Source organism: Serratia symbiotica (Periphyllus acericola) (assembly GCF_964019515.1).
In the GTDB taxonomy this organism is placed as follows: Bacteria; Pseudomonadota; Gammaproteobacteria; order Enterobacterales; family Enterobacteriaceae; genus Serratia; species Serratia symbiotica_D.
This window is the reverse complement of record NZ_OZ026452.1, coordinates 649,430-673,190: the sequence shown is the minus strand read 5'-3', so window position 1 is coordinate 673,190 and position 23,761 is coordinate 649,430. Positions and strand designations below refer to the sequence as shown.

14 protein-coding genes and 5 pseudogenes are annotated in these 23,761 nt (G+C 48.7%); 14 read left to right on the top strand and 5 right to left on the bottom strand.

Translation table 11 applies throughout. The features are described from left to right. The first annotated feature begins 25 nt into the window (after positions 1 to 25). From aceE to acnB, 4 genes are all read left to right on the top strand, one after another. Positions 26 to 2,689 (top strand): pyruvate dehydrogenase (acetyl-transferring), homodimeric type, encoded by a 2,664-nt coding sequence (aceE, locus tag AACL06_RS03760; protein ID WP_339037963.1) that lies wholly within the window; start codon positions 26 to 28, stop codon positions 2,687 to 2,689. Positions 2,690 to 2,702: 13 nt separating this feature from the next. Then, positions 2,703 to 4,265: a pyruvate dehydrogenase complex dihydrolipoyllysine-residue acetyltransferase gene (gene aceF, locus AACL06_RS03755; RefSeq protein WP_339037961.1), complete on the top strand. Its 1,563-nt coding sequence runs from the start codon at positions 2,703 to 2,705 to the stop codon at positions 4,263 to 4,265. 363 nt (positions 4,266 to 4,628) lie between these two features. Then, positions 4,629 to 6,053 (top strand): dihydrolipoyl dehydrogenase, encoded by a 1,425-nt coding sequence (gene lpdA, locus AACL06_RS03750; RefSeq protein ID WP_339037959.1) that lies wholly within the window; start codon positions 4,629 to 4,631, stop codon positions 6,051 to 6,053. Positions 6,054 to 6,399: 346 nt separating this feature from the next. Continuing rightward, on the top strand, positions 6,400 to 8,997 hold the full coding sequence (gene acnB, locus AACL06_RS03745; protein ID WP_339037957.1) for a bifunctional aconitate hydratase 2/2-methylisocitrate dehydratase: 2,598 nt from the start codon (positions 6,400 to 6,402) through the stop codon (positions 8,995 to 8,997). Between the two features lie 92 nt (positions 8,998 to 9,089). On the opposite strand, the pseudogene AACL06_RS03740 reads toward acnB, so the two are convergent. Then, positions 9,090 to 9,975, bottom strand: a pseudogene (locus tag AACL06_RS03740) (IS5 family transposase). 53 nt (positions 9,976 to 10,028) lie between these two features. On the opposite strand from AACL06_RS03740, the pseudogene apbC reads away from it, so the two are divergent. From apbC to asmA, 4 genes and pseudogenes are all read left to right on the top strand, one after another. Continuing rightward, positions 10,029 to 11,089, top strand: a pseudogene (gene apbC, locus AACL06_RS03735) (iron-sulfur cluster carrier protein ApbC). Between the two features lie 100 nt (positions 11,090 to 11,189). Next, positions 11,190 to 11,831: a uridine kinase gene (gene udk, locus AACL06_RS03730; RefSeq protein ID WP_339037956.1), complete on the top strand. Its 642-nt coding sequence runs from the start codon at positions 11,190 to 11,192 to the stop codon at positions 11,829 to 11,831. A gap of 129 nt (positions 11,832 to 11,960) precedes the next feature. Next, on the top strand, positions 11,961 to 12,542 hold the full coding sequence (gene dcd, locus AACL06_RS03725; RefSeq protein ID WP_339037954.1) for a dCTP deaminase: 582 nt from the start codon (positions 11,961 to 11,963) through the stop codon (positions 12,540 to 12,542). An 11-nt stretch (positions 12,543 to 12,553) separates the two neighbouring features. Then, a complete protein-coding gene (asmA, locus tag AACL06_RS03720; protein ID WP_339037952.1) occupies positions 12,554 to 14,383 on the top strand; it encodes an outer membrane assembly protein AsmA in 1,830 nt (609 codons plus the stop codon). A gap of 28 nt (positions 14,384 to 14,411) precedes the next feature. Here the strand turns inward: asmA and AACL06_RS03715 are convergent, their stop codons facing one another. The 4 genes and pseudogenes from AACL06_RS03715 to AACL06_RS03700 all read right to left on the bottom strand — a co-directional run bounded on the left by AACL06_RS03715 (position 14,412) and on the right by AACL06_RS03700 (position 17,181). Next, positions 14,412 to 15,986 carry a TerC family protein gene (locus AACL06_RS03715; protein ID WP_339037950.1) on the bottom strand — a complete coding sequence of 525 codons (1,575 nt, stop codon included), beginning with the start codon at positions 15,984 to 15,986 and terminating at the stop codon, positions 14,412 to 14,414. 80 nt (positions 15,987 to 16,066) lie between these two features. Continuing rightward, positions 16,067 to 16,201, bottom strand: a complete 135-nt coding sequence (locus AACL06_RS03710) for a hypothetical protein (protein WP_339037948.1) — start codon at positions 16,199 to 16,201, stop codon at positions 16,067 to 16,069. Next, positions 16,185 to 17,087: pseudogene (locus AACL06_RS03705) on the bottom strand (IS5 family transposase). The gene AACL06_RS03710 and the pseudogene AACL06_RS03705 overlap by 17 nt, the downstream one beginning before the upstream one ends. Continuing rightward, positions 17,020 to 17,181 (bottom strand): hypothetical protein, encoded by a 162-nt coding sequence (locus tag AACL06_RS03700; protein WP_339037947.1) that lies wholly within the window; start codon positions 17,179 to 17,181, stop codon positions 17,020 to 17,022. The pseudogene AACL06_RS03705 and the gene AACL06_RS03700 overlap by 68 nt, the downstream one beginning before the upstream one ends. 587 nt (positions 17,182 to 17,768) lie before the next feature. Here AACL06_RS03700 and AACL06_RS03695 point away from each other — a divergent pair. From AACL06_RS03695 to AACL06_RS03670, 6 genes and pseudogenes are all read left to right on the top strand, one after another. Next, positions 17,769 to 19,181, top strand: coding sequence for a mannose-1-phosphate guanylyltransferase/mannose-6-phosphate isomerase (locus AACL06_RS03695; RefSeq protein ID WP_339037945.1), 1,413 nt, complete (start codon positions 17,769 to 17,771; stop codon positions 19,179 to 19,181). 14 nt (positions 19,182 to 19,195) lie between these two features. After that, complete coding sequence (gene cpsG, locus AACL06_RS03690) at positions 19,196 to 20,569, top strand: phosphomannomutase CpsG (protein ID WP_339038268.1); 1,374 nt, start codon at positions 19,196 to 19,198, stop codon at positions 20,567 to 20,569. Positions 20,570 to 20,571: 2 nt separating this feature from the next. Further along, positions 20,572 to 21,369 (top strand): annotated as a pseudogene (locus tag AACL06_RS03685) (ABC transporter permease). After that, positions 21,369 to 22,599 (top strand): annotated as a pseudogene (locus AACL06_RS03680) (ABC transporter ATP-binding protein). Before AACL06_RS03685 ends, AACL06_RS03680 begins: the two co-directional pseudogenes overlap by 1 nt. After that, positions 22,589 to 22,882, top strand: coding sequence for a class I SAM-dependent methyltransferase (locus AACL06_RS03675; protein WP_339037943.1), 294 nt, complete (start codon positions 22,589 to 22,591; stop codon positions 22,880 to 22,882). The pseudogene AACL06_RS03680 and the gene AACL06_RS03675 overlap by 11 nt, the downstream one beginning before the upstream one ends. A gap of 115 nt (positions 22,883 to 22,997) precedes the next feature. Continuing rightward, positions 22,998 to 23,513: a hypothetical protein gene (locus tag AACL06_RS03670; RefSeq protein WP_339037941.1), complete on the top strand. Its 516-nt coding sequence runs from the start codon at positions 22,998 to 23,000 to the stop codon at positions 23,511 to 23,513. The last annotated feature ends 248 nt before the right edge of the window (positions 23,514 to 23,761 follow it).

The window sequence follows — 23,761 nt, the reverse complement described above, 5'->3', positions numbered from 1 at the left end:
TAGATAGATGATAAGGAATACCACCATGTCACAACGTCTAACCAATGACGTGGATCCGTTCGAAACTCGCGACTGGCTACAGGCGATCAAATCGGTCATCCGTGAAGAGGGTGTTGGACGCGCTGAGTTTCTGATCGAGCAGCTATTGCGGGAGGCTCGCAAGGGGGGGGCGAACGTGGTGGGCGGCGCTGCAGCTCACAACTACGTTAACACCATCGCGGTGGAGGATGAACCGGCTTACCCAGGTAACCTTGATCTGGAACTACGTATTCGTTCAGCTATCCGCTGGAACGCTATCATGACGGTTCTGCGTGCTTCCAAGAAAGATTTGGAACTCGGTGGTCACATGGCCTCTTTCCAATCTTCTGCGACCTTCTACGAAGTTTGCTTTAACCACTTCTTCCGTGCACGCAATGAGAAAGATGGTGGGGATCTGGTTTACTTCCAGGGGCATATCTCGCCGGGTGTTTATGCACGTGCCTTCCTTGAAGGCCGCCTGACCGAAGAGCAAATGAATAACTTCCGCCAGGAGGTTCACGGCAAGGGGTTGTCCTCTTATCCGCATCCAAAATTGATGCCGGAATTCTGGCAGTTCCCGACCGTATCGATGGGATTGGGGCCAATCTGTGCCATCTATCAGGCTAAGTTCCTGAAGTATTTAAAAAATATGGGTTTGAAAGATACCTCGGAACAAACTGTTTATGCTTTCTTGGGCGATGGCGAGATGGACGAGCCAGAATCAAAGGGTGCGCTCACCATTGCCACCCGTGAAAAGTTGGACAACCTGGTGTTTGTCATCAACTGCAATTTGCAGCGTTTGGATGGCCCTGTCACCGGTAATGGCAAAATCATCAACGAATTGGCAGGTGCTTTCGCTGGTGCAGGCTGGCAGGTGCTGAAAGTGATCTGGGGTGGGCGTTGGGATGAGCTGCTGCGCAAAGACACCAGCGATAAACTGGTTCAACTGATGAACGAAACCCTGGATGGTGACTACCAGACCTTCAAATCCAAAGACGGTGCTTACGTGCGTGAGCATTTCTTTGGCCATTACCCGGAAACTGCAGAGCTGGTCAAAGACATGACCGACGACGAAATCTGGGCGCTGAACCGTGGCGGTCATGATCCGAAAAAAATCTTTGCTGCACTGAAAAAAGCGCAGGACACTCAAGGCAAACCTACCGTTATCTTGGCTCATACCATCAAAGGTTACGGTATGGGGGAAACTGCGGAAGGTAAAAACATCGCTCACCAAGTGAAGAAAATGAGCATGGTAGGGGTTCAGCACTTCCGCGATCGTTTTAACGTACCGGTTGCTGATGCGGATATCGAGAAACTGTCGTATGTCACCTTCGAAAAAGACACCGCAGAGTACCAGTACCTGCACGAACGCCGTCAGGTACTGAAAGGCTACCTGCCAAGCCGTCTGCCAGAGTTTACCCAGAAGCTGGAATTGCCAGCTCTGGAAGATTTCAGCTCGCTGCTGGAAGAACAGAGCAAAGAAATCTCCACTACCATCGCCTTCGTGCGTGCCTTGAACGTGATGCTGAAGAACAAGTCGATCAAAGATCGCTTGGTGCCTATTATCGCCGACGAAGCGCGTACCTTCGGTATGGAAGGTCTGTTCCGTCAGATCGGCATCTACAGCACTAATGGCCAGCAGTACACTCCGCAAGACCGTGAGCAAGTTGCCTACTACAAAGAAGACGAGAAAGGCCATATCTTGCAGGAAGGCATCAACGAACTGGGTGCTGCATCTTCCTGGTTGGCCGCTGCGACGTCCTACAGTACTAACGATCTGCCGATGATCCCGTTCTACATCTACTATTCAATGTTCGGTTTCCAGCGTATCGGTGATCTGTTCTGGGCGGCGGGCGACCAACAGGCGCGTGGCTTCCTGATCGGCGGTACTTCGGGCCGAACCACTCTGAATGGTGAGGGTCTGCAACACGAAGATGGCCACAGCCACATTCAGTCTCTGACTATACCTAACTGTATTTCTTACGATCCCGCGTATGCTTATGAAGTGGCGGTGATCATGCATGATGGTCTGGTACGCATGTACGGCGATGCGCCGGAAAACGTTTATTACTACCTGACCACGCTGAACGAAAACTACTCAATGCCGGCAATGCCGCAGGGCGCAGAGGAGGGTATCCGTAAGGGCATCTACAAGTTGGAGACTCTGGAAGGCAGCAAAGGCAAGGTACAGTTGTTGGGTTCTGGTGCTATCTTGCGTCATGTGCGTGAAGCGGCGCAGATCCTGGCGAAAGATTACGGCGTGGTTTCCGACATCTACAGCGTTACTTCCTTCACCGAATTAGCGCGTGATGGGCAGGACTGCGAGCGTTGGAACATGCTACACCCCACTGAAGCGCCACATGTGCCTTACATCGCTCAGGTGATGAATGATGCGCCAGCGGTAGCGGCTACCGACTATATGAAGCTATTCGCAGATCAGGTTCGAACTTATGTTCCAGCCAGCGATTATCGCGTACTGGGTACTGATGGATTTGGTCGTTCAGACAGCCGTGAAAACCTGCGTCACTACTTTGAAGTCGATGCATCTTACGTGGTGGTTGCTGCTTTGGGTGAATTGGCTAAACGTGGTGAAATTGAAGCCTCCGTAGTCGCTGATGCGATTAAGAAATTCGATATCAACCCAGAGAAAGTTAACCCGCGTCTGGCATAAGAGGTACAGAATAATGTCTATCGAAATCAAGGTACCGGACATCGGTGCAGACGAAGTCGAAATCACCGAGATCATGGTTAAGGTTGGCGATAAAGTTGAAGCTGAACAATCGCTGATCACTGTGGAAGGCGATAAGGCTTCCATGGAAGTACCATCCCTGCTGGCGGGGGTGGTGAAAGAGATTAAAGTGGCGGTTGGCGATAAAACCGAAACCGGCAAACTGATGATGATTTTCGAAGCGGAAGGCGCTGCGCAGGCGGCACCCGTGGTGAAAGCAGAAGAAAAACAGACGGTGGCCCCTGCTACTGCCGCTAAAGACGTTGAAGTGCCGGATATCGGCTGCGACGAAGTCGAAGTGACCGAAGTGATGGTGAAGGTAGGTGACAAAGTGGCCGCTGAGCAGTCACTGATCACCGTTGAAGGCGACAAGGCGTCGATGGAAGTGCCTACACCGTTTGTCGGCATGGTGAAAGAGATCTGTATCAAACCTGGCGACAAGGTTAAAACCGGTTCCTTGATCATGGTGTTTACCGTGGAAGGCGCAGCACCAGCCGCCGCTCCTGCGACGAGTGCGGAAGTTGCACTGTCTCCAGCCAAGCAAGAAACCAAAACCGCTGCACTCGCTACTCACGCCGACAGCAAAGGTAAATTCGGCGAAAACGCCGCCTATGTACACGCGACTCCGGTCATCCGCCGTTTAGCTCGTGAATTTGGCATCAACCTGGCGAAAGTAAAAGGCTCCGGTCGTAAAGGCCGTATCCTGCGTGAAGACATTCAAGTTTACGTGAAAGACGTGATACAACGCGCCGATACTGCGCTGGCCGCTGGGCTGCCAGGTATGCTGCCATGGCCGAAAGTGGACTTAAGCAAGTTCGGCGAGATTGAAGAAATCGACATGGGGCGTATCCAGAAAATTTCTGGTGCCAATTTGAGCCGCAACTGGGTTATGATACCGCATGTTACTCACTTCGACAAAACCGATATTACCGATCTGGAAGTGTTCCGTAAGCAACAGAACGAAGACGCGGCCAAACGTAAGTTGGACGTGAAGTTTACTCCGGTGGTCTTCATCATCAAAGCCGTAGCAGCCGCTCTGGAGCAGATGCCACGTTTCAACAGTTCGCTGTCCGAGGATGGCCAGAAGCTGACGCTAAAAAAATACATCAACATCGGCGTGGCGGTTGATACACCAAATGGTTTGGTCGTTCCGGTGTTCAAAGATGTGAACAAAAAGGGCATTACTGAGCTTTCTTGTGAACTGATGGCCATCTCTAAACAAGCGCGTGACGGTAAGTTGACCGCCGGCGAAATGCAGGGCGGCTGCTTCACCATCTCCAGCCTGGGTGGTATCGGAACAACTCACTTCGCGCCGATCGTCAACGCGCCGGAAGTGGCTATTCTGGGTGTTTCTAAGTCCGCTATGGAGCCGCTCTGGAATGGTAAAGAGTTTATACCGCGCCTAATGATGCCGATGTCGCTCTCCTTCGACCACCGTGTGATTGACGGTGCCGATGGTGCGCGTTTCATCACCATTATCAATAACATGCTTTCTGACATCCGCCGCCTGGTGATGTAATGACCAAGGGGTACAGTTCATAATGCTGCGCCCTTAGCGCTTCAGCAGCGTTTCGTCGGGTTTTGCATAATTAAACAAAATTGTTTAGACAGTGTTCACTCGAACACGCTTTGCAGAGTATTAACAATTCTGTAAACTGCTCGCGGTGTACGCGTCCCGGTGGATAGAGGGCGTTGTGAGCTCGATTAATAATATGCCCAATGGATTTCAAGTGGCAGCTAGGCGAATAGTTCGTCGTTCCTAAACGCTTTACTCAAGCAGGTGGCTGGGGTAAATGCTTTAAGCCAACAACGCTACAGCTTGAAAGATGAAGGGGATAATGATGTCTGCCCCGCCGAACGAACAATCAATTAAGAGGTCATGATGAGTACTGAAATTAAAACTCAGGTCGTGGTACTTGGGGCAGGCCCGGCAGGTTACTCTGCGGCTTTTCGTTGCGCTGACTTAGGCCTTGAAACCCTACTGGTTGAACGTTATTCCACTTTGGGCGGGGTTTGTCTGAATGTGGGCTGTATCCCTTCCAAAGCACTGCTGCATGTTGCCAAAGTGATCGAAGAAGCCAAGGCGCTGGCCGCACACGGCATCGTTTTTGGTGAGCCGATAACCGACATCGACAAAGTTCGCGTTTGGAAAGAAAAGGTGATCACTCAGTTAACCGGGGGGCTGGCTGGCATGGCCAACGGCCGCAACGTGACAGTGGTCAACGGCTTGGGCAAGTTCACTGGTGCTAACACCCTGGTTGTTGAAGGCGAAAAGGGTTCAACAACCATTAACTTCGATAACGCTATCATCGCTGTGGGTTCTCGCCCAATTCAATTGCCGTTCATTCCCCATGAAGATCCGCGCGTGTGGGATTCCACTGATGCACTGGCGCTGAGAACTATTCCACAGCGTTTACTGGTTATGGGAGGGGGCATCATAGGCCTGGAAATGGCTACCGTATACCATGCTCTGGGTTCACAAATCGACGTGGTCGAGATGTTCGATCAGGTTATCCCAGCCGCAGATAAAGATGTAGTGAAAATTTTTACCAAACGCATCAGCAAGCAGTTCAACTTGTTGCTGGAAACCAAAGTGACTGAGGTAGAAGCCAAAGAAGAAGGTATCTATGTCACTATGGGAGGCAAAAATGCGCTGACAGAGCCACAGCTTTACGATGCGGTGCTGGTGGCCATCGGTCGTGTACCGAATGGCAAAATGCTGGATGCCTACAAAGCCGGTGTTGACGTTGACGAACGCGGCTTTATCAACGTAGACAAACAGCTACGCACAAATATAGCGCATATCTTCGCTATCGGTGACATCGTTGGCCAGCCGATGCTGGCACACAAAGGTGTGCATGAAGGCCATGTTGCCGCAGAAGCTATTGCTGGCATGAAGCATTACTTCGACCCGAAGGTGATCCCATCAATCGCTTACACTGAACCAGAAGTAGCATGGGTAGGTCTGACTGAGAAAGAAGCGAAAGATAAGGGCATCAGCTACGAAACTGCCACCTTTCCGTGGGCTGCGTCTGGCCGTGCTATCGCTTCCGATTGTGCAGATGGCATGACTAAACTTATCTTCGACAAAGAAACTCACCGTATCCTCGGTGGCGCGATTGTCGGCACCAACGGCGGTGAACTACTGGGTGAAATTGGTCTGGCTATCGAGATGGGCTGTGACGCAGAAGATATCGCGCTGACCATTCACGCTCACCCAACCCTGCACGAATCTGTGGGCCTGTCGGCAGAGATTTACGAAGGCAGCATAACTGACTTGCCAAACTCGAAAGCCAAGAATAAGTAATGCTTGTTGGCTTGAGTCGTTAACAAGCGGCCCTGGAAAGGGGCCGCCTTTTTATGTCCGCTCTACCAAATTCTTTGCTTCACTCGTTATACCCATTGTAATTTTAAGTATATCATGTTGTGCTCTTCCGGCTGATTACCCGATGCGCAATGATTAAATAAAGATTTAATGTTGCTTTTATGTGAACAAATTAACAGCTGGTTTAAATCCTGTTATGCTCGCTGAGTGGAGCCGGATAATGTACCTTGCAAGTTTACAATATCGGCAGCAGTGCTGCCATCAGGGTAGAGAGTATGACTATAAAAAACTAGGCACAATAAATAATAATGAGAGCGAGGAGAAAATCGTGCTAGAAGAATACCGTAAGCACGTAGCCGAGCGTGCCGCTGAGGGCATTGCCCCTAAGCCACTAGACGCCACGCAAATGGCCGCGTTGGTTAAATTATTGACCACCCCCCCACAAGGCGAAGCAGAATTCCTGTTAGATTTACTGATTAATCGTGTTCCAACAGGTGTCGATGAAGCCTCTTATGTCAAAGCAGGTTTCCTGGCGGCCATCGCTAAAGGTGAAGCGGTATCCCCCTTGATTTCCCCTAAGAAAGCCATTGAACTGTTAGGTACCATGCAGGGCGGTTACAACATTCATCCGCTGATCGATGCGCTGGAGAACGAAAAGCTAGCTCCGATTGCCGTAAAAGCATTGTCCCATACACTGCTGATGTTCGATAATTTCTACGATGTGGAAGAGAAAGCCAAAGCAGGTAACCCGCACGCCAAGCAGGTGGTGCAGTCCTGGGCCGATGCCGAATGGTTTCTGTCGCGCCCTGAACTGGCGGAAAAGATCACCGTTACGGTGTTCAAAGTCACCGGTGAAACCAACACTGATGACCTGTCGCCCGCGCAGGATGCTTGGTCACGCCCAGATATCCCACTGCATGCTTTGGCAATGCTGAAAAATGAACGTGAAGGCATTGTGCCAGATAAGCCGGGTAGCGTTGGCCCGATCAGACAGATCGAATTGTTGAACCAGAAAGGCTTCCCGCTAGCCTACGTTGGCGACGTGGTTGGTACGGGTTCTTCACGTAAGTCTGCTACTAACTCTGTGCTGTGGTTTATGGGTGACAACATCCCATACGTGCCAAACAAGCGTGGTGGCGGTGTGGTGCTGGGCGGCAAGATTGCGCCAATCTTCTTCAACACGATGGAAGATGCTGGTGCACTGCCGATCGAAGTGGACGTCTCTGAGCTGAATATGGGCGATGTGATTGACGTTTACCCCTACAAAGGCGAAGTGCGCAACCACGAAACCGGCGAGTTGATCGCCAGCTTTGAACTGAAAACCGACGTGCTGTTGGACGAAGTGCGCGCTGGTGGCCGTATCCCATTGATTATTGGTCGTGGCTTGACGACCAAGGCACGTGAAGCGCTGGGCTTGCCGCACAGCGATGTATTCCGCATCGCTAAGCCGGTTGCAGCCAGCAGCAAAGGCTTCTCGTTGGCGCAAAAAATGGTTGGCCGCGCCTGTGGCGTTGCCGGTATTCGCCCAGGCGAATACTGCGAACCTAAGATGACCTCCGTGGGCTCTCAAGACACCACTGGCCCGATGACTCGCGACGAACTGAAAGATCTGGCCTGTCTGGGATTTTCTGCTGATCTGGTGATGCAGTCGTTCTGTCACACTGCCGCCTATCCGAAACCAGTCGATGTGACCACGCACCACACGTTGCCAGACTTTATCGTGAACCGTGGCGGCGTTTCGCTGCGTCCGGGGGATGGTGTTATCCACTCTTGGCTTAACCGCATGCTGTTGCCGGATACCGTTGGCACGGGTGGTGACTCCCATACCCGTTTCCCGATCGGTATCTCTTTTCCGGCCGGTTCTGGCCTGGTGGCGTTTGCCGCAGCAACGGGCGTTATGCCGCTTGACATGCCTGAGTCGGTATTGGTGCGTTTTAAAGGTAAAATGCAGCCTGGCATCACCCTGCGCGATCTGGTGCACGCCATTCCTTATTACGCGATCAAACAGGGTCTACTGACCGTTGAGAAGAAGGACAAGAAGAACATCTTCTCTGGCCGTATCCTGGAGATCGAAGGTTTGTCGGACTTGAAGGTCGAGCAAGCGTTTGAGCTGACTGATGCTTCCGCTGAGCGTTCAGCCGCCGCTTGCACCATCAAACTGGATAAGGCACCGATCGAAGAGTACCTGAATTCCAACATCGTGCTGTTAAGATGGATGATCTCCGAAGGCTATGGTGACAGCCGGACTCTGGATCGCCGTATTCAGGGCATGGAAAAATGGCTGGCGGCTCCTCAGCTTCTGGCTGGCGATGCAGATGCCGAAGCTGCTGCGGTGATCGAGATCGATTTGGCGGAAATCACGCAACCTATTCTGTGTGCACCCAACGATCCCGACGATGCGCGCATGCTATCTGACGTGGCCAACAGCAAGATCGATGAAGTATTCATTGGTTCTTGCATGACTAACATAGGCCACTTCCGCGCAGCCGGTAAGCTGCTGGATCAGCACAAAGGCCCGTTGCCAACCCACTTGTGGGTGGCCCCACCCACCAAGATGGATGCAGCTCAGTTGACCGAAGAGGGTTACTACAGCATATTTAGTAAGAGTGGTGCACGCATTGAGATACCAGGCTGTTCACTGTGCATGGGTAACCAGGCGCGCATCTCGGACGGCGCGACGGTAGTTTCTACCTCAACCCGTAATTTTCCGAACCGTCTAGGCACTGGCGCGAACGTCTACCTTGCCTCCGCAGAGCTGGCGGCGGTCGCTTCAATGCTGGGCCGCCTGCCGATGCCGGACGAGTATCAGACCTTTATGGCGCAGGTTTATAAAACTGCGGCGGATACCTACCGCTATCTTAACTTTAACCAGTTGGGACAATACACGGATAAAGCTGATGGTGTGATTTTCCAAACTACAATCTAGGCCGTGCTACCCCAAATGATTCGGGTTACGGTAAACAGGGCATTGTTGAATAAATCGGATTTGGAATAAAGAATCCCCTGAATGGGCATCTTTCAGGCAAGGTGTACACTTTCTGGCATACCGGCGAGCGGCATCTTGTTTAATGCACAGATCATGGCCAGCGCCTCTGCAACTTGCCCATCATAATCTCGCAGCGACAGGTGACCAAATAGCTATTTTACTCTGTACCTCGCTGTTGCCGCTATCGAACCTCGGTAGTAGCCTATGATACTTTTCCACCGTGTGTTGTCTCCTGTAAGGCGCTGGTTCGCCACCGCTTGATTTCGCTCTGCATAGTATTATCAGCCAATAACGGGCTCCGCTGCTGTGCGGTATTAACGCCCTGAGCTTCTTGCGCCTTAACTCATCATCACACACTCGCATATCCTAAGCCCGATCCGCCGAGGCGACTTTGATTTTACGGTACCTCTGGCGGATGAGACTTGGGAAGGCTTCGGTATCGGTGACATTGCTCAAGGAAAGGTCAGCACAGATGACCTCATGTGTTTCTGTATCTTCCTGACCGTATTTTTTTGCCATCCACTCCCCTTCACCCAAGACGTTGAGCCCGGTAGAGTCGATAACGAGGTGCGCAATTTCACCCGGCGTTGCGGTTTTAAACGGGACATGGCCGGACTTTGCCCGCTTACTGATGCAGGTGTCGTCCGGGCAGTTCAACGGCACTTTGATCAGTGTGACACTGGAGTCGATGAAGCCCTGGAGGGCGCGAAGTGTCAGGCCGAAAATCCGTTTCAGCATCAATACGCTGGTGATTGCCATATCGGAATAATGTGGTGGGCGACCACGCAGAGAAGGTTTTGCCTCGCAGTACCAGGCGTGAAGTGCCGTTTCATCCACGGAGAAAGTGAGTGAACCCCGAGTGATAAGGGCGTTGTTGTAAGCCTTCCAGTTAGTGATGTTGAACTTTTTCTGGGCCACGGAATATCGCTATTTTGACATAAGGAGAGTGATCTGATCCTCGTCCCGGCAAAATGTTCGATTTATTCAACAACGCCCACCCAACGTTAAAAAACAATCTGACCGTACTGAAGGCCATCCATCATTGTGCGTTGCTCGACGGTGTGCTGCATATTGAATTGATCCTGCCATTTGCCCGGCGCAGCGGCTTTGAGGCGCTGAAACAGCACGTGGGTGGTGAATTGCTACGCGTGACCGGGGGCCAGCCGCCATTGACTGGCAGCTCAAGCATCATATCGCCACGATGAAGCGGGCCAATGGTCAGCCTGGCGTTAAAGGCGTGCGCAATATCATTGCCGTCAGTTCCGGTAAAGGTGGGGTAGGGAAATCTAGCACCGCCGTCAACTTGGCATTGGCGTTGGCCGCCGAAGGTGCTAACGTCGGCCTGCTATATGCCGACATCTAAGGCCCGTCGATCACTACTATGTTGGGTACCATGCATGAGCGTCTGACTTCGCCGGATGGTCAACATATGCTACCGATTAGGGTGCATTACTTGGCGACACACTCCATCGGCTATCTGGTCAGTGATGACCGCGCTATAGTGTGGCGTGGGCCGATGGCCAGCAAAGCACTGATGCAGTTGTTGTAGGATACCTTGTGGCCAGATCTGGATTATCTAGTGCTAGACATGCCGCCGGGTACCGGCGACATCCAATTAACGCTGTCGCAGACTATTCCGGTGACCGACGCGCTGGTAGTCACCACGCCGCAGGACATCGCGCTGCTGGATGCGGCCAAGGGCATCGTAATGTTTGAGAAAGTGCAGGTGCCGGTATTGGGCATTGTATAAAATATGAGCGTGCATATTTGCAGCCACTGTGGCCATAATAAACCGATCTTTGGCACCGGCAGGGCGGAAAAGCTGTTGAAGAAATACCACAGCTGACTCTTGGGGCAGATGCCGCTGCATATTTCGCTGAGTGAAGATTTGGATCGCGGTGCGCCAACAGTGATCAGCCGCCCGAACAGCCCATTCACTGAGTTGTATCGCCAGCTTGCTGGCCGCGTTGCCGCACAGTTGTATTGGCAGGGAGAAGCGATCCCTACGGAGATTGCGTTCCGCGCGCTGTAATTGATGATGTCGATAGAGTGGCATAAAGTCCGCTGACTCCCTATAATTAGCGCGTTTAGTTCCCCCCCGTTTTACACTACGAAATCAGGTCGTTAATTTTATGACTGACAAGCCGCATCAGTGCATCATTATTGGTATAGCTGGCGCATCTGCCTCTGGAAAAAGCCTCATTGCCAGTACGTTATATCGTGAACTCCGCGAACAGGTAGGCGATGAACATATCGGCGTGATCCCTGAAGACAGTTATTACAAAGCCCAAACGCATCTGACCATGGAAGAACGGATCAAAACCAATTACGACCACCCCAGCGCCATGGATCACAACCTGCTGTTCCAGCATTTGCAAATGTTGAAATCAGGCCAGGCGATAGAAGTTCCACTGTACAGCTATGCTGAGCACACGCGCAAGAAAGAGACTGGGCACCTGGAGCCTAAAAAGGTGATCATTCTAGAAGGGATCTTATTGCTGACAGACATTCGCCTGCGCCAGGAAATGAACTTCTCGATCTTCGTCGATACACCGTTGGACATTTGCCTTATGCGCCGCATGAAGCGCGATGTGAATGAACGTGGTCGTTCGATGGATTCGGTTATGGCACAATATCAGAAAACTGTGCGTCCGATGTTCCTACAGTTTATCGAACCTTCCAAACAATATGCCGACATTATTGTGCCGCGAGGCGGCAAGAACCGTATAGCGATCGATATTCTGAAAGCCAAAATCAGTCAATTTTTTCAATAATGCTAATGCTGTTTAACGGTTGAAAAATTGTCTTCCCTGCTAGTAGCAAACTATTTACACCCTGACGTAGATCTTTCGCCCGTGGTGTGGCAATTTTCATTTAGCTACGCGCTTTGATGGAGAAAAGAGATGAGACTGTGTGACCGTGATATAGAAGCCTGGCTGGATAACGGAAAACTGTTGATTTCACCGCGTCCGCCGATTGAGCGCATTAACGGGGCCACAGTGGATGTCCGCTTGGGCAATCAGTTCCGGGTGTTCCTTGGTCATACTGCCGCCTTTATTGATCTTAGCGGCCCGAAAAATGAAGTCAGCGCAGCGCTTGATCGCGTGATTAGCGAAGAAATCGTCTTGCCGGAAGGAGAAGCTTTCTTCCTTCACCCAGGTGAACTGGCGCTGGCGGTGACATTTGAATCCGTGACATTGTCAAATGATCTGGTCGGCTGGTTGGATGGCCGCTCTTCTCTGGCGCGTCTGGGACTGATGGTACACGTTACGGCGCACCGTATCGATCCTGGTTGGCATGGGTGCATTGTACTGGAGTTCTATAATTCAGGTAAGTTACCGCTGGCATTACGCCCTGGGATGTTGATCGGTGCCCTGAGTTTTGAACCCCTATCTGGGCCAGCTGCGCGTCCCTACAACAGCCGCCAGGATGCTAAATACCGCGATCAGCAAGGCGCTGTGGCGAGTCGAATCGACAAAGATTAAAGGCGGGTGGTATGAGAAGACTACTGACAGCATTGGTGATCTTACTGGTTGTATTGTTTGCGGGAATGTCCGCGTTGGTGCTCTTGGTCAATCCTAATGATTTTCGCGCCTATATGGTTAAGAAAATAGAACAAAACAGCGGCTATCAGTTGATGCTCGCCGGCGATCTACGTTGGCATATTTGGCCGCAGTTGAGTATTCTTTCCGGCCACGTAACGCTGACCGCGCCAGGGGCTCAAGCGCCATTGGTGAGCGCTGAGAATATGCGCCTTGATGTCAAACTGTTGCCGCTGTTGTCTCACCACCTGTTTGTCAAACAAGTGATGTTGAAAAATGCTGTTATCCGCCTAACGCCGGAAAGTGAAGAACAGCCTCCAGTTGATGCCTCTATCGCGCCAGTTACCCCTTTCGCTGAGTCAGTAGACACACCGTGGAAATTGGGTATTGATAATCTGCGGATCGTGGATAGCCTGCTGATTTGGCAGCGCGCCAATGATGAACAGATCAACGTTAGAGACATCAATCTCACCCTGCGACAAAATGACCAGCGTCAGGTGCAAATGGCGCTTTCTAGCCGGATAAATCGTGATCAGCGCGATTTGACCTTCACGATTGCGGCCGATATCGATTTACAACACTACCCGCGCCAGATAAACGCGAAGCTAACCCGGTTCAATTACCAGTTGGCAGGGGCGGATATCTTAAATGGCGGCATCAAAGGTGAAGGCCACGCGCAGGTCGCTTATCAACAAACGCCACCGCATATTGTGTTCAACCCGGTAAGTATCAGTGCCAACGACAATCAGTTCACCGGTGATATCAGCGCGACTGTGGCGGAGGTGCCAGCGTTGGTAATGAACTGGTCCTCGGCCAATCTCAATTTGGATGCGCTTTCTGGCTGGCAATCCCGCACAAGTTCTGAACCGCAGGTGACGGCCTCCGCGCCGGTTATCGCCAGCCAAATTGACGACCAGCAACAGGATCTGGCTGCACTGCGCGATTTCAATGCACAGCTAATTATGCAAGTTGATCAATTGACCTATCGCGGCATGAATATCACCCAACTGGCCGTTCAGGCTGATAACCAGCGAGGGCTGCTCAGGCTGCATAAACTTTCAGGCCAACTGGCCGATGGGCATTTTTCCTTGCCCGGTTCGCTGGATGCGCGTAGCGATAAGCCGATCATCGCCCTACAGCCCCTATTGAAGCAGGTGGAACTGGGTACGCTGCTCAAAGCTTTTGATATGCCGCAGGTCATGAGTGGAAAATTCAGCATGCAGGGGGAACTGACCGGCGATCGCCTCACGTTACCTTCTTCTATACATCGCTGGCGCGGTAGCGCCCAGTTGGCGATGCAGGAGGGGCAACTGCATGGCTTGAACGTACAAAAGTTGGTCCAGCAGGTCGTGGCACGCAGCGACAACAGCGTACGTGGGCAGGACACTTACCCGCATTATACCGCCGTTGCACAGCTAGCGGCGAAGGCCAGCCTGAACCAAGGCAGGGTGAAAATCAGCGAGATGAATGCTCAGTCTCCACTGCTGAGTCTGGATGGCAGCGGCACCGTCAATATGGTGGGCAAACAGTGTGACATGGCGATCAACGTGCGGGTGACCGGCGGCTGGCAGGGCCGCAGTGACCTGATCGAACAGTTGCGAAAAACGTCAATTCCTTTGCGGGTTTACGGTCCCTGGGCACAGCTTAACTATCAGCTACAAGTCGAACAGATACTACATAAAACGTTGGAGAACCGAGCCAAGAACGCGCTATGTAATTGGGTTGAAAAGAATAAGGACTCGCGTGAAGGCCAGGATATGAAAAAGCTGCTTGATAAGCTTTAATACCCTGGTGTGGGGATTGACGTCAGGTTTAATCATCAGGTTCTGGCGGCGACAACGAAGTAATTTTCACCTTCAAAACACGGTGGCTGTTGACTTCCAGCGGTTCAAACAGGTAGTCCCCGATGCACAGGTGTTCTCCTTCCTGCGGAATGCGCTGGCTATGCTCCATCAGCAGGCCCGCCAATGTATGATATTCACGCTTTTCTTCCAGCGACAGCGGCAGATACAGCACCAGATCTTCCAGTGGCATATATCCGTTGGCTGTCCAGCTACCGTCTTCGTTTTGCTGAATGTCATGTCGTGCGTCGATTTCTTCACCGTCCTCCGGCAGGTTACCGGCGATGGTTTCCATGACGTCGGTCAAGGTGACAATTCCTTCAACAGAACCGAACTCGTCGACCACAAAAGCAAAGTGCGTCTGCGCCTGACGGAACTGCTCCAACGCGCTTAGTAATGTGAGCTGTTCGGGGAAAATCAGCGGCTGGCGCACCAGTGCGCGTAACGCCAGTGGTACCTGGGCTAACTGTTGTTTCAACACGTCAATGGTATAAATGACACCCAGAGGTTCGTCACTGGCACTATTTTCTACTACCACGATGCGCGTATGCTGGTTTTTCTCCAGCAGTTGGGTCAACTTTTCCTGTGGATCGTTCAGTTCTAGATATTCCACGTCATGGCGGGAGGTCATGATACTGCTGACCGTGCGCTGCGCCATCCCCATCACACGCTCGATCATATGTCGTTCTTGCTGGTTAAAAACTTCACAACTTGCGCTATCGACCAGCAAACTGGCGTAATGGCTGTCAAGCTCCGCTTCTTCATGCTTGCCGCTCAGCATGCGCCGCACCGCTTCTGCGGTACGCTCGCGTAACGGACGCACCCTGGATAGAAAGCGTCGGCGGTTGAATTGTGCCAGTTGGTTCAATGCCTCGATCAATACCGAGAAACCAATCGCTACATACAGGTAGCCCTTCGGAATAAGATAGCCTAAGCCTTCTGCGACCAGGCTAAAGCCGATCATCAGCAGGAAACTCAGACACAGAATGACGATAGTGGGATGAGTGTTGACGAAACAAGTCAAAGGCTTACTGGCCAGCAACATCAGGCCGATGGCGATACAAACCGCAATCATCATGACTGCCAGATGATCGACCATGCCAATTGCAGTGATCACCGAATCGAGCGAAAAGACGGCATCCAGCACCACAATTTGCGCCACCACTGGCCAGAAACGAGCGCCTTTGCGTGACTCTTGTTGTACTTGATCCTTGCCTTCTAGCCGTTCGTGCAATTCCGTGGTGGCTTTGAACAACAGGAATAACCCGCCGATCAGCATAATGAGATCACGGCTACTAAAGGCGTGCGTAGCAACCACAAATATCGATTGGGTAAGTGTGCCCAACCAGGAAATGGAGGACAGTAGCGCCAGCCGCATCAGCAATGCTATCAGCAGGCCGACAACGCGAGCTTTATCTCTTTGTTTTTTTGGTAATTTTTCCGCCAGAATGGCGATAAAGATAAGGTTATCTATACCCAGAACGATTTCCAGCACCACCAAAGTGGCCAGGCCGACCCAAAGTGTTGGATCTGCGATCCATTCCATACGCCTAATTTTACCTGCAAGTTAGACGGCTTATGCCGTACAGGAATGATGAGTGTTGCAGCGGGAAAATTCAACTTCAATCAGGAAAGTTTAGGAAAAAGCAGGCGTTTGTTTTGACCAAGGTGTGGAATACAATGGTACATTGGCTTTGTTGAATAAATCGGATTTAGAATAAAGAGTCCCCTGAATGGGCAGCTTTCAGGCAAGGCGTACACTTTCTGACATACCGGTGAGCGGCATCTTGTTTAATGCACAGATCATGGCCAGCGCCTCTGCAACTTGTCCATCATAATCTCGCAGCGACAGGTGACCACCAAATAGCTGTTTTACTCTGTACCTCGCTGTTGCCGCTATCGAACGTCGGTGGTAGCCTGTGATACTTTTTCACCGTGTGTTGTCTCCGGTAACGCTCTGGTTCACCACCGCTTGATTTCGCTCTGCATAGTCTGCCGACCAATAACGGGCTCCGCTGCTGGGCGGTATTAACGCCTTGAGCTTCTTGCCCCTTAATTCATCATCACACACTCGCGTATCCTAAGCCCGATCCGCCGAGGCGACTTTGATTTTACGGTACCTCTGACGGATGAGACCTGGGAAGGCTTCGGTATCGGTGACATTGCTCAAGGAAAGGTCAGCACAGATGACCTCATGTGTTTCTGTATCTACGGCCAAATGCAGTTTTCGCCAGATCCGCCGTTTTTCCTGACCGTGTTTTTTTGCCATCCACTCGCCTTCACCCAACACGTTGAGCCCGCTAGAGTCGATAACGAGGTGCGCAATTTCACCCGGCGTTGCGGTTTTAAACGGGACATGGCCGGACTTCGCCCGCTTACTGATACAGGTGTCGTCCGGGCAGTTCAACAGCACTTTAATCAGTGTGACAATGGAGTCGACGAAGCCTTGGAGGGCGCGCAGTGTCAGGCCGAAAATCCGTTTCAGCATCAATACGCTGGTGATTGCCATATCGGAATAATGTGGTGGGCGACCACGCAGAGAAGGTTTTGCCTCGCAGTACCAGGCGTGAAGTGCCGTTTCATCCCCCCAGCAAGTGAGTGAACCCCGAGTGATAAGGGCGTTTGTGTAAGCCTTCCAGTTGGTGATGTTGAACTTTTGCTGGGCCACGGAATGTCGCTATTTTGACATAAGGAGAGTGATCTGATCCTCGTGCCGGCCAAAAGTTCGATTTATTCAACAAATCCTGGTACATTCTCCGTTCTTCGTCTCCTCTCATTTTCCCTATACGACGGGCAACGCGGTTGCGTTCATGCGTTTTAAGAAGTATCCTAATTTTTAATTTAAAAATGCACGAATTTCACCATAAATACATGATTTTAATTGTTTTTATGGCGAAATATAAATTTGTATATTTACTGAACGCCTATTTCATATAGCCATGAAAATAACGAATGATAGGCAGGTGTTTTGATGGGCAAGATGGTAGCATACTTGGTAAAAATTTATTGCGTCTACTCTCTCTATAGCCTGTCTCGATGTCACTCACACGACAACTTGTGCTGATTTTATTCGGAGCCAAACAGGCTGGGGGATAAGAAGTAACGCACTAACTATCATTTGGTTAGTAGCTGTTTAGCCAAGGGCGGTAGCTTGCCTACTGATGGGTAAGCTGTGGCTTGTTGAGCTACGGGTAACCCATTCGTCGTTTGAAATGCTAGAAGTTTCAGCCCGCTAGCCGCGTTAAGAATGCGCACATACACACAGTGATATTTATTTAATTTATTGTATTTATTAGATTACTTTACGGACTGTGATAAAGGATTAGAAATGTTATTACCTGTAATTATGGCAGGCGGCACCGGTAGCCGTTTGTGGCCGATGTCCCGTGAACTTCATCCAAAGCAATTTCTGCGTTTGCATAGCTTCCATTCAATGTTGCAGGAAACATTAAACCGCCTTGATGGTATTGAGATTAGTGAACCTGTCGTAATCTGTAATCAGGATCACCGCTTTATGGTGGCTGAACAACTGCGTCAAATCGACATGTTGTCACACAACATCATCTTGGAACCGGTAGGACGCAATACTGCGCCAGCGATCGCGCTGGCAGCGCTAAGTGCCCTTGCGCAAGGGCACGATCCCATAATGCTGGTCTTGGCGGCGGATCATATCATCAAGGATATTGAGGCGTTTCATGCGGCTATCGAGGCAGCACAGGCTTTTGCTGCGGGGCAAAGCCTGGTGACATTCGGTATTGTGCCCACCGGGCCGGAAACAGGATATGGCTATATCCAGCGTGGCGAAAGCTGGGGTGAGCATGTTTCTGCGACTTGCGTAAAGCGTTTTGTCGAAAAACCCGATCTTGCCACCGCCCAAAATTACGTGGATTCTGGAGAATATTTTTGGAACAGCGGCATGTTCATGTTCCGTGCCAAGCGCTATTTAGAGGAATTGGAGAAGTTTCGGCCAGATATTTTGGCTGCCTGCCAGCACGCTCTGGGTTATACCGGGTGCGATAAGAATTTCATCAACGTTAAACAAGACACCTTTGCGTGCTGCCCTGATGAATCTATCGATTATGCGGTGATGGAGAAAACCCAGGATGCCGTCATGATACCGCTAGATGCCGGATGGAGTGATGTTGGATCATGGTCTGCTTTGTGGGAAGTCAGCTCGAAGGACGAGGACGACAACGCATTAACTGGTGATATCTTCCTGCATAACACTCATGACTGCTATATCAATACCGATGAAAAATTGGTGGCTGCTGTTGGCGTCGACAATCTGGTGATTGTTAATACCAAGGATGCTGTACTGGTGGTTGATAAATCAAAGGTACAGGATGTCAAAAAAGTGGTTGAATATCTGAAAAAACACAATCGCAGCGAATATAGAAGACATAGTGAAGTTTACCGGCAATGGGGCATCTGCGATATCTTGATTGCCAAAAAACGTTTCTGTATAAACCGCATTACCGTGAACCCAGGCGAAGCGTTATCCTTTCAGATACACCATCATCATACTGAGCATTGGGTGGTGCTTGCAGGTACGGCCAGAGTGACAACCGGAGATAAAACTTTCCTATTGACTGAAAATCAGTCGACATTCATTCCCATTGGCGTGGTTCACCGTTTAGAAAACCCAGGTAATATACCTTTGGAACTGATTGAAGTGCAGGCGGGTTTTTATTTGGGGAAAGATGACATTATTCTCATCAAAGATCATTACGGTCGTTGCTAAATCTTGAGGTTTTAATGAATAGCCTAACTTGTTTTAAAGCATATGATATTCGTGGTCAACTTGGTGAAGAACTGAACGAAGATATTGCCTACCGCATCGGCCGAGCTTATGGGAAATATCTTAAGCCGCTAAGTGTGATTGTCGGCGGAGATGTACGCTTGACCAGTGAGGCTCTTAAGTTGGCGTTAGCGAATGGGCTGCAAGATGCAGGTGCTGATGTGTATGACATCGGAGTGAGCGGAACCGAAGAGGTCTATTTTGCTACTTTCCATCTTGGCATGGATGGGGGTATAGAAGTGACCGCAAGTCACAACCCAATGAATTACAACGGTATGAAACTGGTACGCGCCAACGCACAGCCAATAAGTGGCGATACCGGCCTGCGTGCAATCAAACAGTTGGCGCAAGAAAATGCATTTCCTCCGGTTGCAGCAAACAAACGCGGTAGCTATCAGCAAATAACGATCTTGAACGAGTACGTTAATCATATATTGAGTTATATCGATACAACGGCGTTGAAGCCAATGAAGCTGGTTATCAACTCTGGCAACGGCGCGGCTGGGCACGTCATTGATGAGATTGAGCGCCGTTTTAAGCGCGACAAAATCCCTGTCTCTTTTGTGAAAGTGCATCATCAGCCGGATGGTAATTTCCCGAACGGTATTCCTAACCCATTATTGCCTGAATGCCGTGACGATACGGCTAAAGCGGTGCTGGCGCATCAGGCCGATATGGGCATCGCTTTTGATGGTGACTTTGACCGCTGTTTCCTGTTCGATGAGCAAGGAAGTTTTATCGAAGGCTATTACATCGTCGGGCTGCTAGCGCAGGCTTTCTTGCACACCAACCCAGGTGCCAAGATTATCCACGATCCTCGCTTATCCTGGAATACCATTGATATTGTTAACCAAGCAGGGGGGGTTCCGGTTATGTCTAAAACTGGCCATGCATTTATTAAAGAACGGATGCGTAAAGAAGACGCTATCTACGGCGGGGAGATGAGTGCGCACCATTACTTCCGTGATTTTGCCTATTGCGACAGCGGTATGATCCCATGGTTGCTGGTGGCTGCGTTGCTTTCCGCCAAAGAAAAGACATTGAGCCAACTGGTTGGTGATCGCATTCAAGCCTATCCGGCTTCGGGTGAAATTAATCGTGAATTAACCGATGCCTCCCAGAAAATACAAGATATTAGGGATGTTTATGAGCATGACGCCTTGCGGATTGATTTGACTGATGGTATCAGTATTGAGTTTTCAGACTGGCAGTTTAATCTAAGGACATCAAATACCGAGCAAGTAGTACGTCTGAATGTAGAGTCAAGAGGGAATATTACCCTAATGAATGAAAAAACGATAGAAATATTGAAATTCCTTGGCGGAAAATAATGATGAAAGAGTTATTACTGACTATATATCGTTATCGAGATTTCATTCTTGGTAGTGTAAAAAGAGAATTTTAAATTCGTTACAAAATGAGTATGTTAGGCGCAACATGGCTGACTTTGCAGCCATTGTCAATGATTCTTGTCTATACGCTAATTTTCTCTCAAATCATGAAAAAGCGCCTTCCTGGCACGGGGGGTACATACTCTTACAGTGTTTATCTTTGCGTAGGTATAATTACATGGGGATTATTTTCTGAAATTCTTAGTCGAAGCCAAAATATTTTTATCGAGCGTGCTGGTTTGTTAAAAAAATTAATTTTCCCTCGTATATGCCTGCCAATTATTCTAGCCCTATCTGCAATAATTAATTTCACTATCATATTTTCCATTTTTATTATTTTCTTAATTATTACTGGGATTTTTCATTTTATTTACGTCGTGGAAATGATTCCGCTGTTAATTATTTAGGTGGTATTTGCTTTAGGTTTAGGCGTAGCATTGGGGGTTATTAATGTTTTTTCCGCGATATTGGGAAACTTGTTGCTGTACTGCTGCAATTTTGGTTTTGGTTCACCCCTATCGTTCGTTTACGTGTTAAGTACATTACCTGTATGGGCGCAGGATATATTAAAATATAACCATATGACAGTATTGGTTGATAACTATCAGCGTGTTGTTATTCATCAACAATCCATCGAATGGGGAAGTGTTTGGCCCGTAATGATGGAAGCGTTTGTGCTGTGTATTTTAGGTATGCATCTTTTTAGAAAGCATGCGGCTGATATGGTAGATGAATTATAATTGGAACAATTTCTGTAAATATCGTTGGCAAAGCCTATAAGAAATATTCATCACGCTTTGGCCGATTGATTGAATGGATTTCACCTTATAAAGTTGTTAAACATTAGAAAGTGTGGGTTTTGAAGAATATAAATTTCACCGTTCACTCTTGTGAAGCTGTTGGCATTATTGGTATCAATTATGCTGGTAAGAGCACTCTATTAAAATTGATTAAAGATACGATCCAGCCTACCATAGGAAAAATAAAAATCACTGTGCGGGTGGCGGCATTGCTTGAATTAGGGATGGGGTTCCACCCTGACTTCACAGGCAGACAGAATGTTTATATGTCAGGACAACTGTTAGGTCTTAACAACAATGATATCGATAGGGCTAATGCCTGAAATTGAAGCATTTGCAGAAATTGGAGAATATATATAACAGCCTGTCAGGGTTTACTCCAGTGGCATGCAGATGCAGTTAGCTTTTAGTGTTGCTACGGCTGTCAGACCTGATATTTTGATTGTTGATGAGGCATAATATGTTGGTGATGCTTACTTTCAGCATAAGAGCTTTGACCGCATCCGCAGATTTATAAGTAAAGGTATAACGTTGCTTATAGTCTCCCATGATAAAATTGTGATACAATACATTTGCGATAGAGAAATTTTACTTAACGCTGGAAAGATTGAGAAAGACGGGTAGCCTGAAGCTATCATGGATTATTACAATGCCATGCTTGCGGAGAAATCAGAAACAGCGTTGACGATCAAGCAAGCGCACACTGAATCAGGAAGAATACAGACAATCTCTGGTTCTGGATATGCGAAAGTCTCGGCTATTGGTTTATATTCCTATGATAATAATCCTGTTGAGATCGTCAGAGTTAGCGAAAGAGTGAATTTAAAAATAACTGTGAAAGTTGAGAAGAATATTCCAGAGCTTATCCTCGGATATATGATTAAAGATCGACTTGGACAACCTATTTTCGGAACTAATACTTTTCATATTGGAAAAGCACTGAGTGATCTTCATGCGGGAAAAGAAATAGAATTTGATTTCAAATTATGTATGAACCTAGGTGAAGGTAAATATTCCATTGCAGTTGCGCTTCACGACTGTGATACCTATATTAATAAAAGTTACTAATGGCGTGATTTAGCGCTAGTGTTTAACGTAATTAATATTAATAAAGACGCATTTGTAGGCACAGTTTGGTTGCCCGCTGAGGTAGAAGTTAATGAAAGATAGTTTTTATAGTTCCTTTGAGAATAAGCATCGTGGCAGCAGTGAATCAATAAAAGAGCGCTTGAATGTTTATATGCCATTCATTGAGCCACTGAAGGATATTTATCTTGGTGAGACTCTTATTGATCTTGGGTGTGGACGTGGTGAATGGCTAGAGATTATGCAATCCATCGGGTTTGACGGCATTGGCATTGACCATGATGAAGGAATGCTTTCATACTGCCGCGATCTTGGATTAAATGTTAAAACAAGTGATGTTATCTCTATTTTTGGAGAGCATGGCTGATCAGTCAGTGGCCATAGTATCGTAATTTCATCTAGTTTAACATATTGGATTTTATAATGTTAAACGATTAGTTGAGGAGTCTTTCAGGATACTAAAAACAGGGGGACTGCTGATTATGGAGACGCCTAATCCTGAAAATATTATTGTATCAACTAATAATTTTTATCTTGATCCGACGCACGTAGCCCCTATCCCAAGTGCGCTATTGAGTTTTCTTGTCGAGCATGAAGGTTTTGAGCGTAATAAAATATTACGCCTTCAGGAAGATAAGAGTCTCAGTTCTAAGGAAGATATTCAAATCATCGATATACTTGGCGGTGTGAGTCCTGATTATAGCGTGGTTGCTCAAACGCAAGGGGAACTAGCCACATTAAGTTTGCTGGATGCAGCTTTTGATGCTAACTCTAACTATGGCATGGGACTGCAAGAGCTATCAACCCAATATCATCAAAAAATTAATAAATTATTAATAATTAGGGACGAGAAAATTTCTAATTTAGACGATGCTATAGAGAGGTTAAATCTCCTGGTTAAGAAAGAAAATACCGAGTTGAAAGCGAATTTATCGGATGTCTATGCCAGTACATCATGGAAACTGATTGCACCCCTCAGTGCTATTTTCATGGGGTAAAATTATGTATTAAGTCAGTATCAAAAATTGACTTTAACAATTGCCTCTCATGGGTAAAAACTGATATTAATAGGAAACTCATTGTTTTTGCAAAAAGACTCATCAGTATCTTAAAAAGCAAACCAAAATTAAAAAGAATAATACTAAAAATAATAAATAAAATAGGATTTTATAGTTATATCAAGAAGGTATTAGATAAATTCAATAGACAGGGGGGGCATATAATTCACAGAAGAGTTTTTCATGCT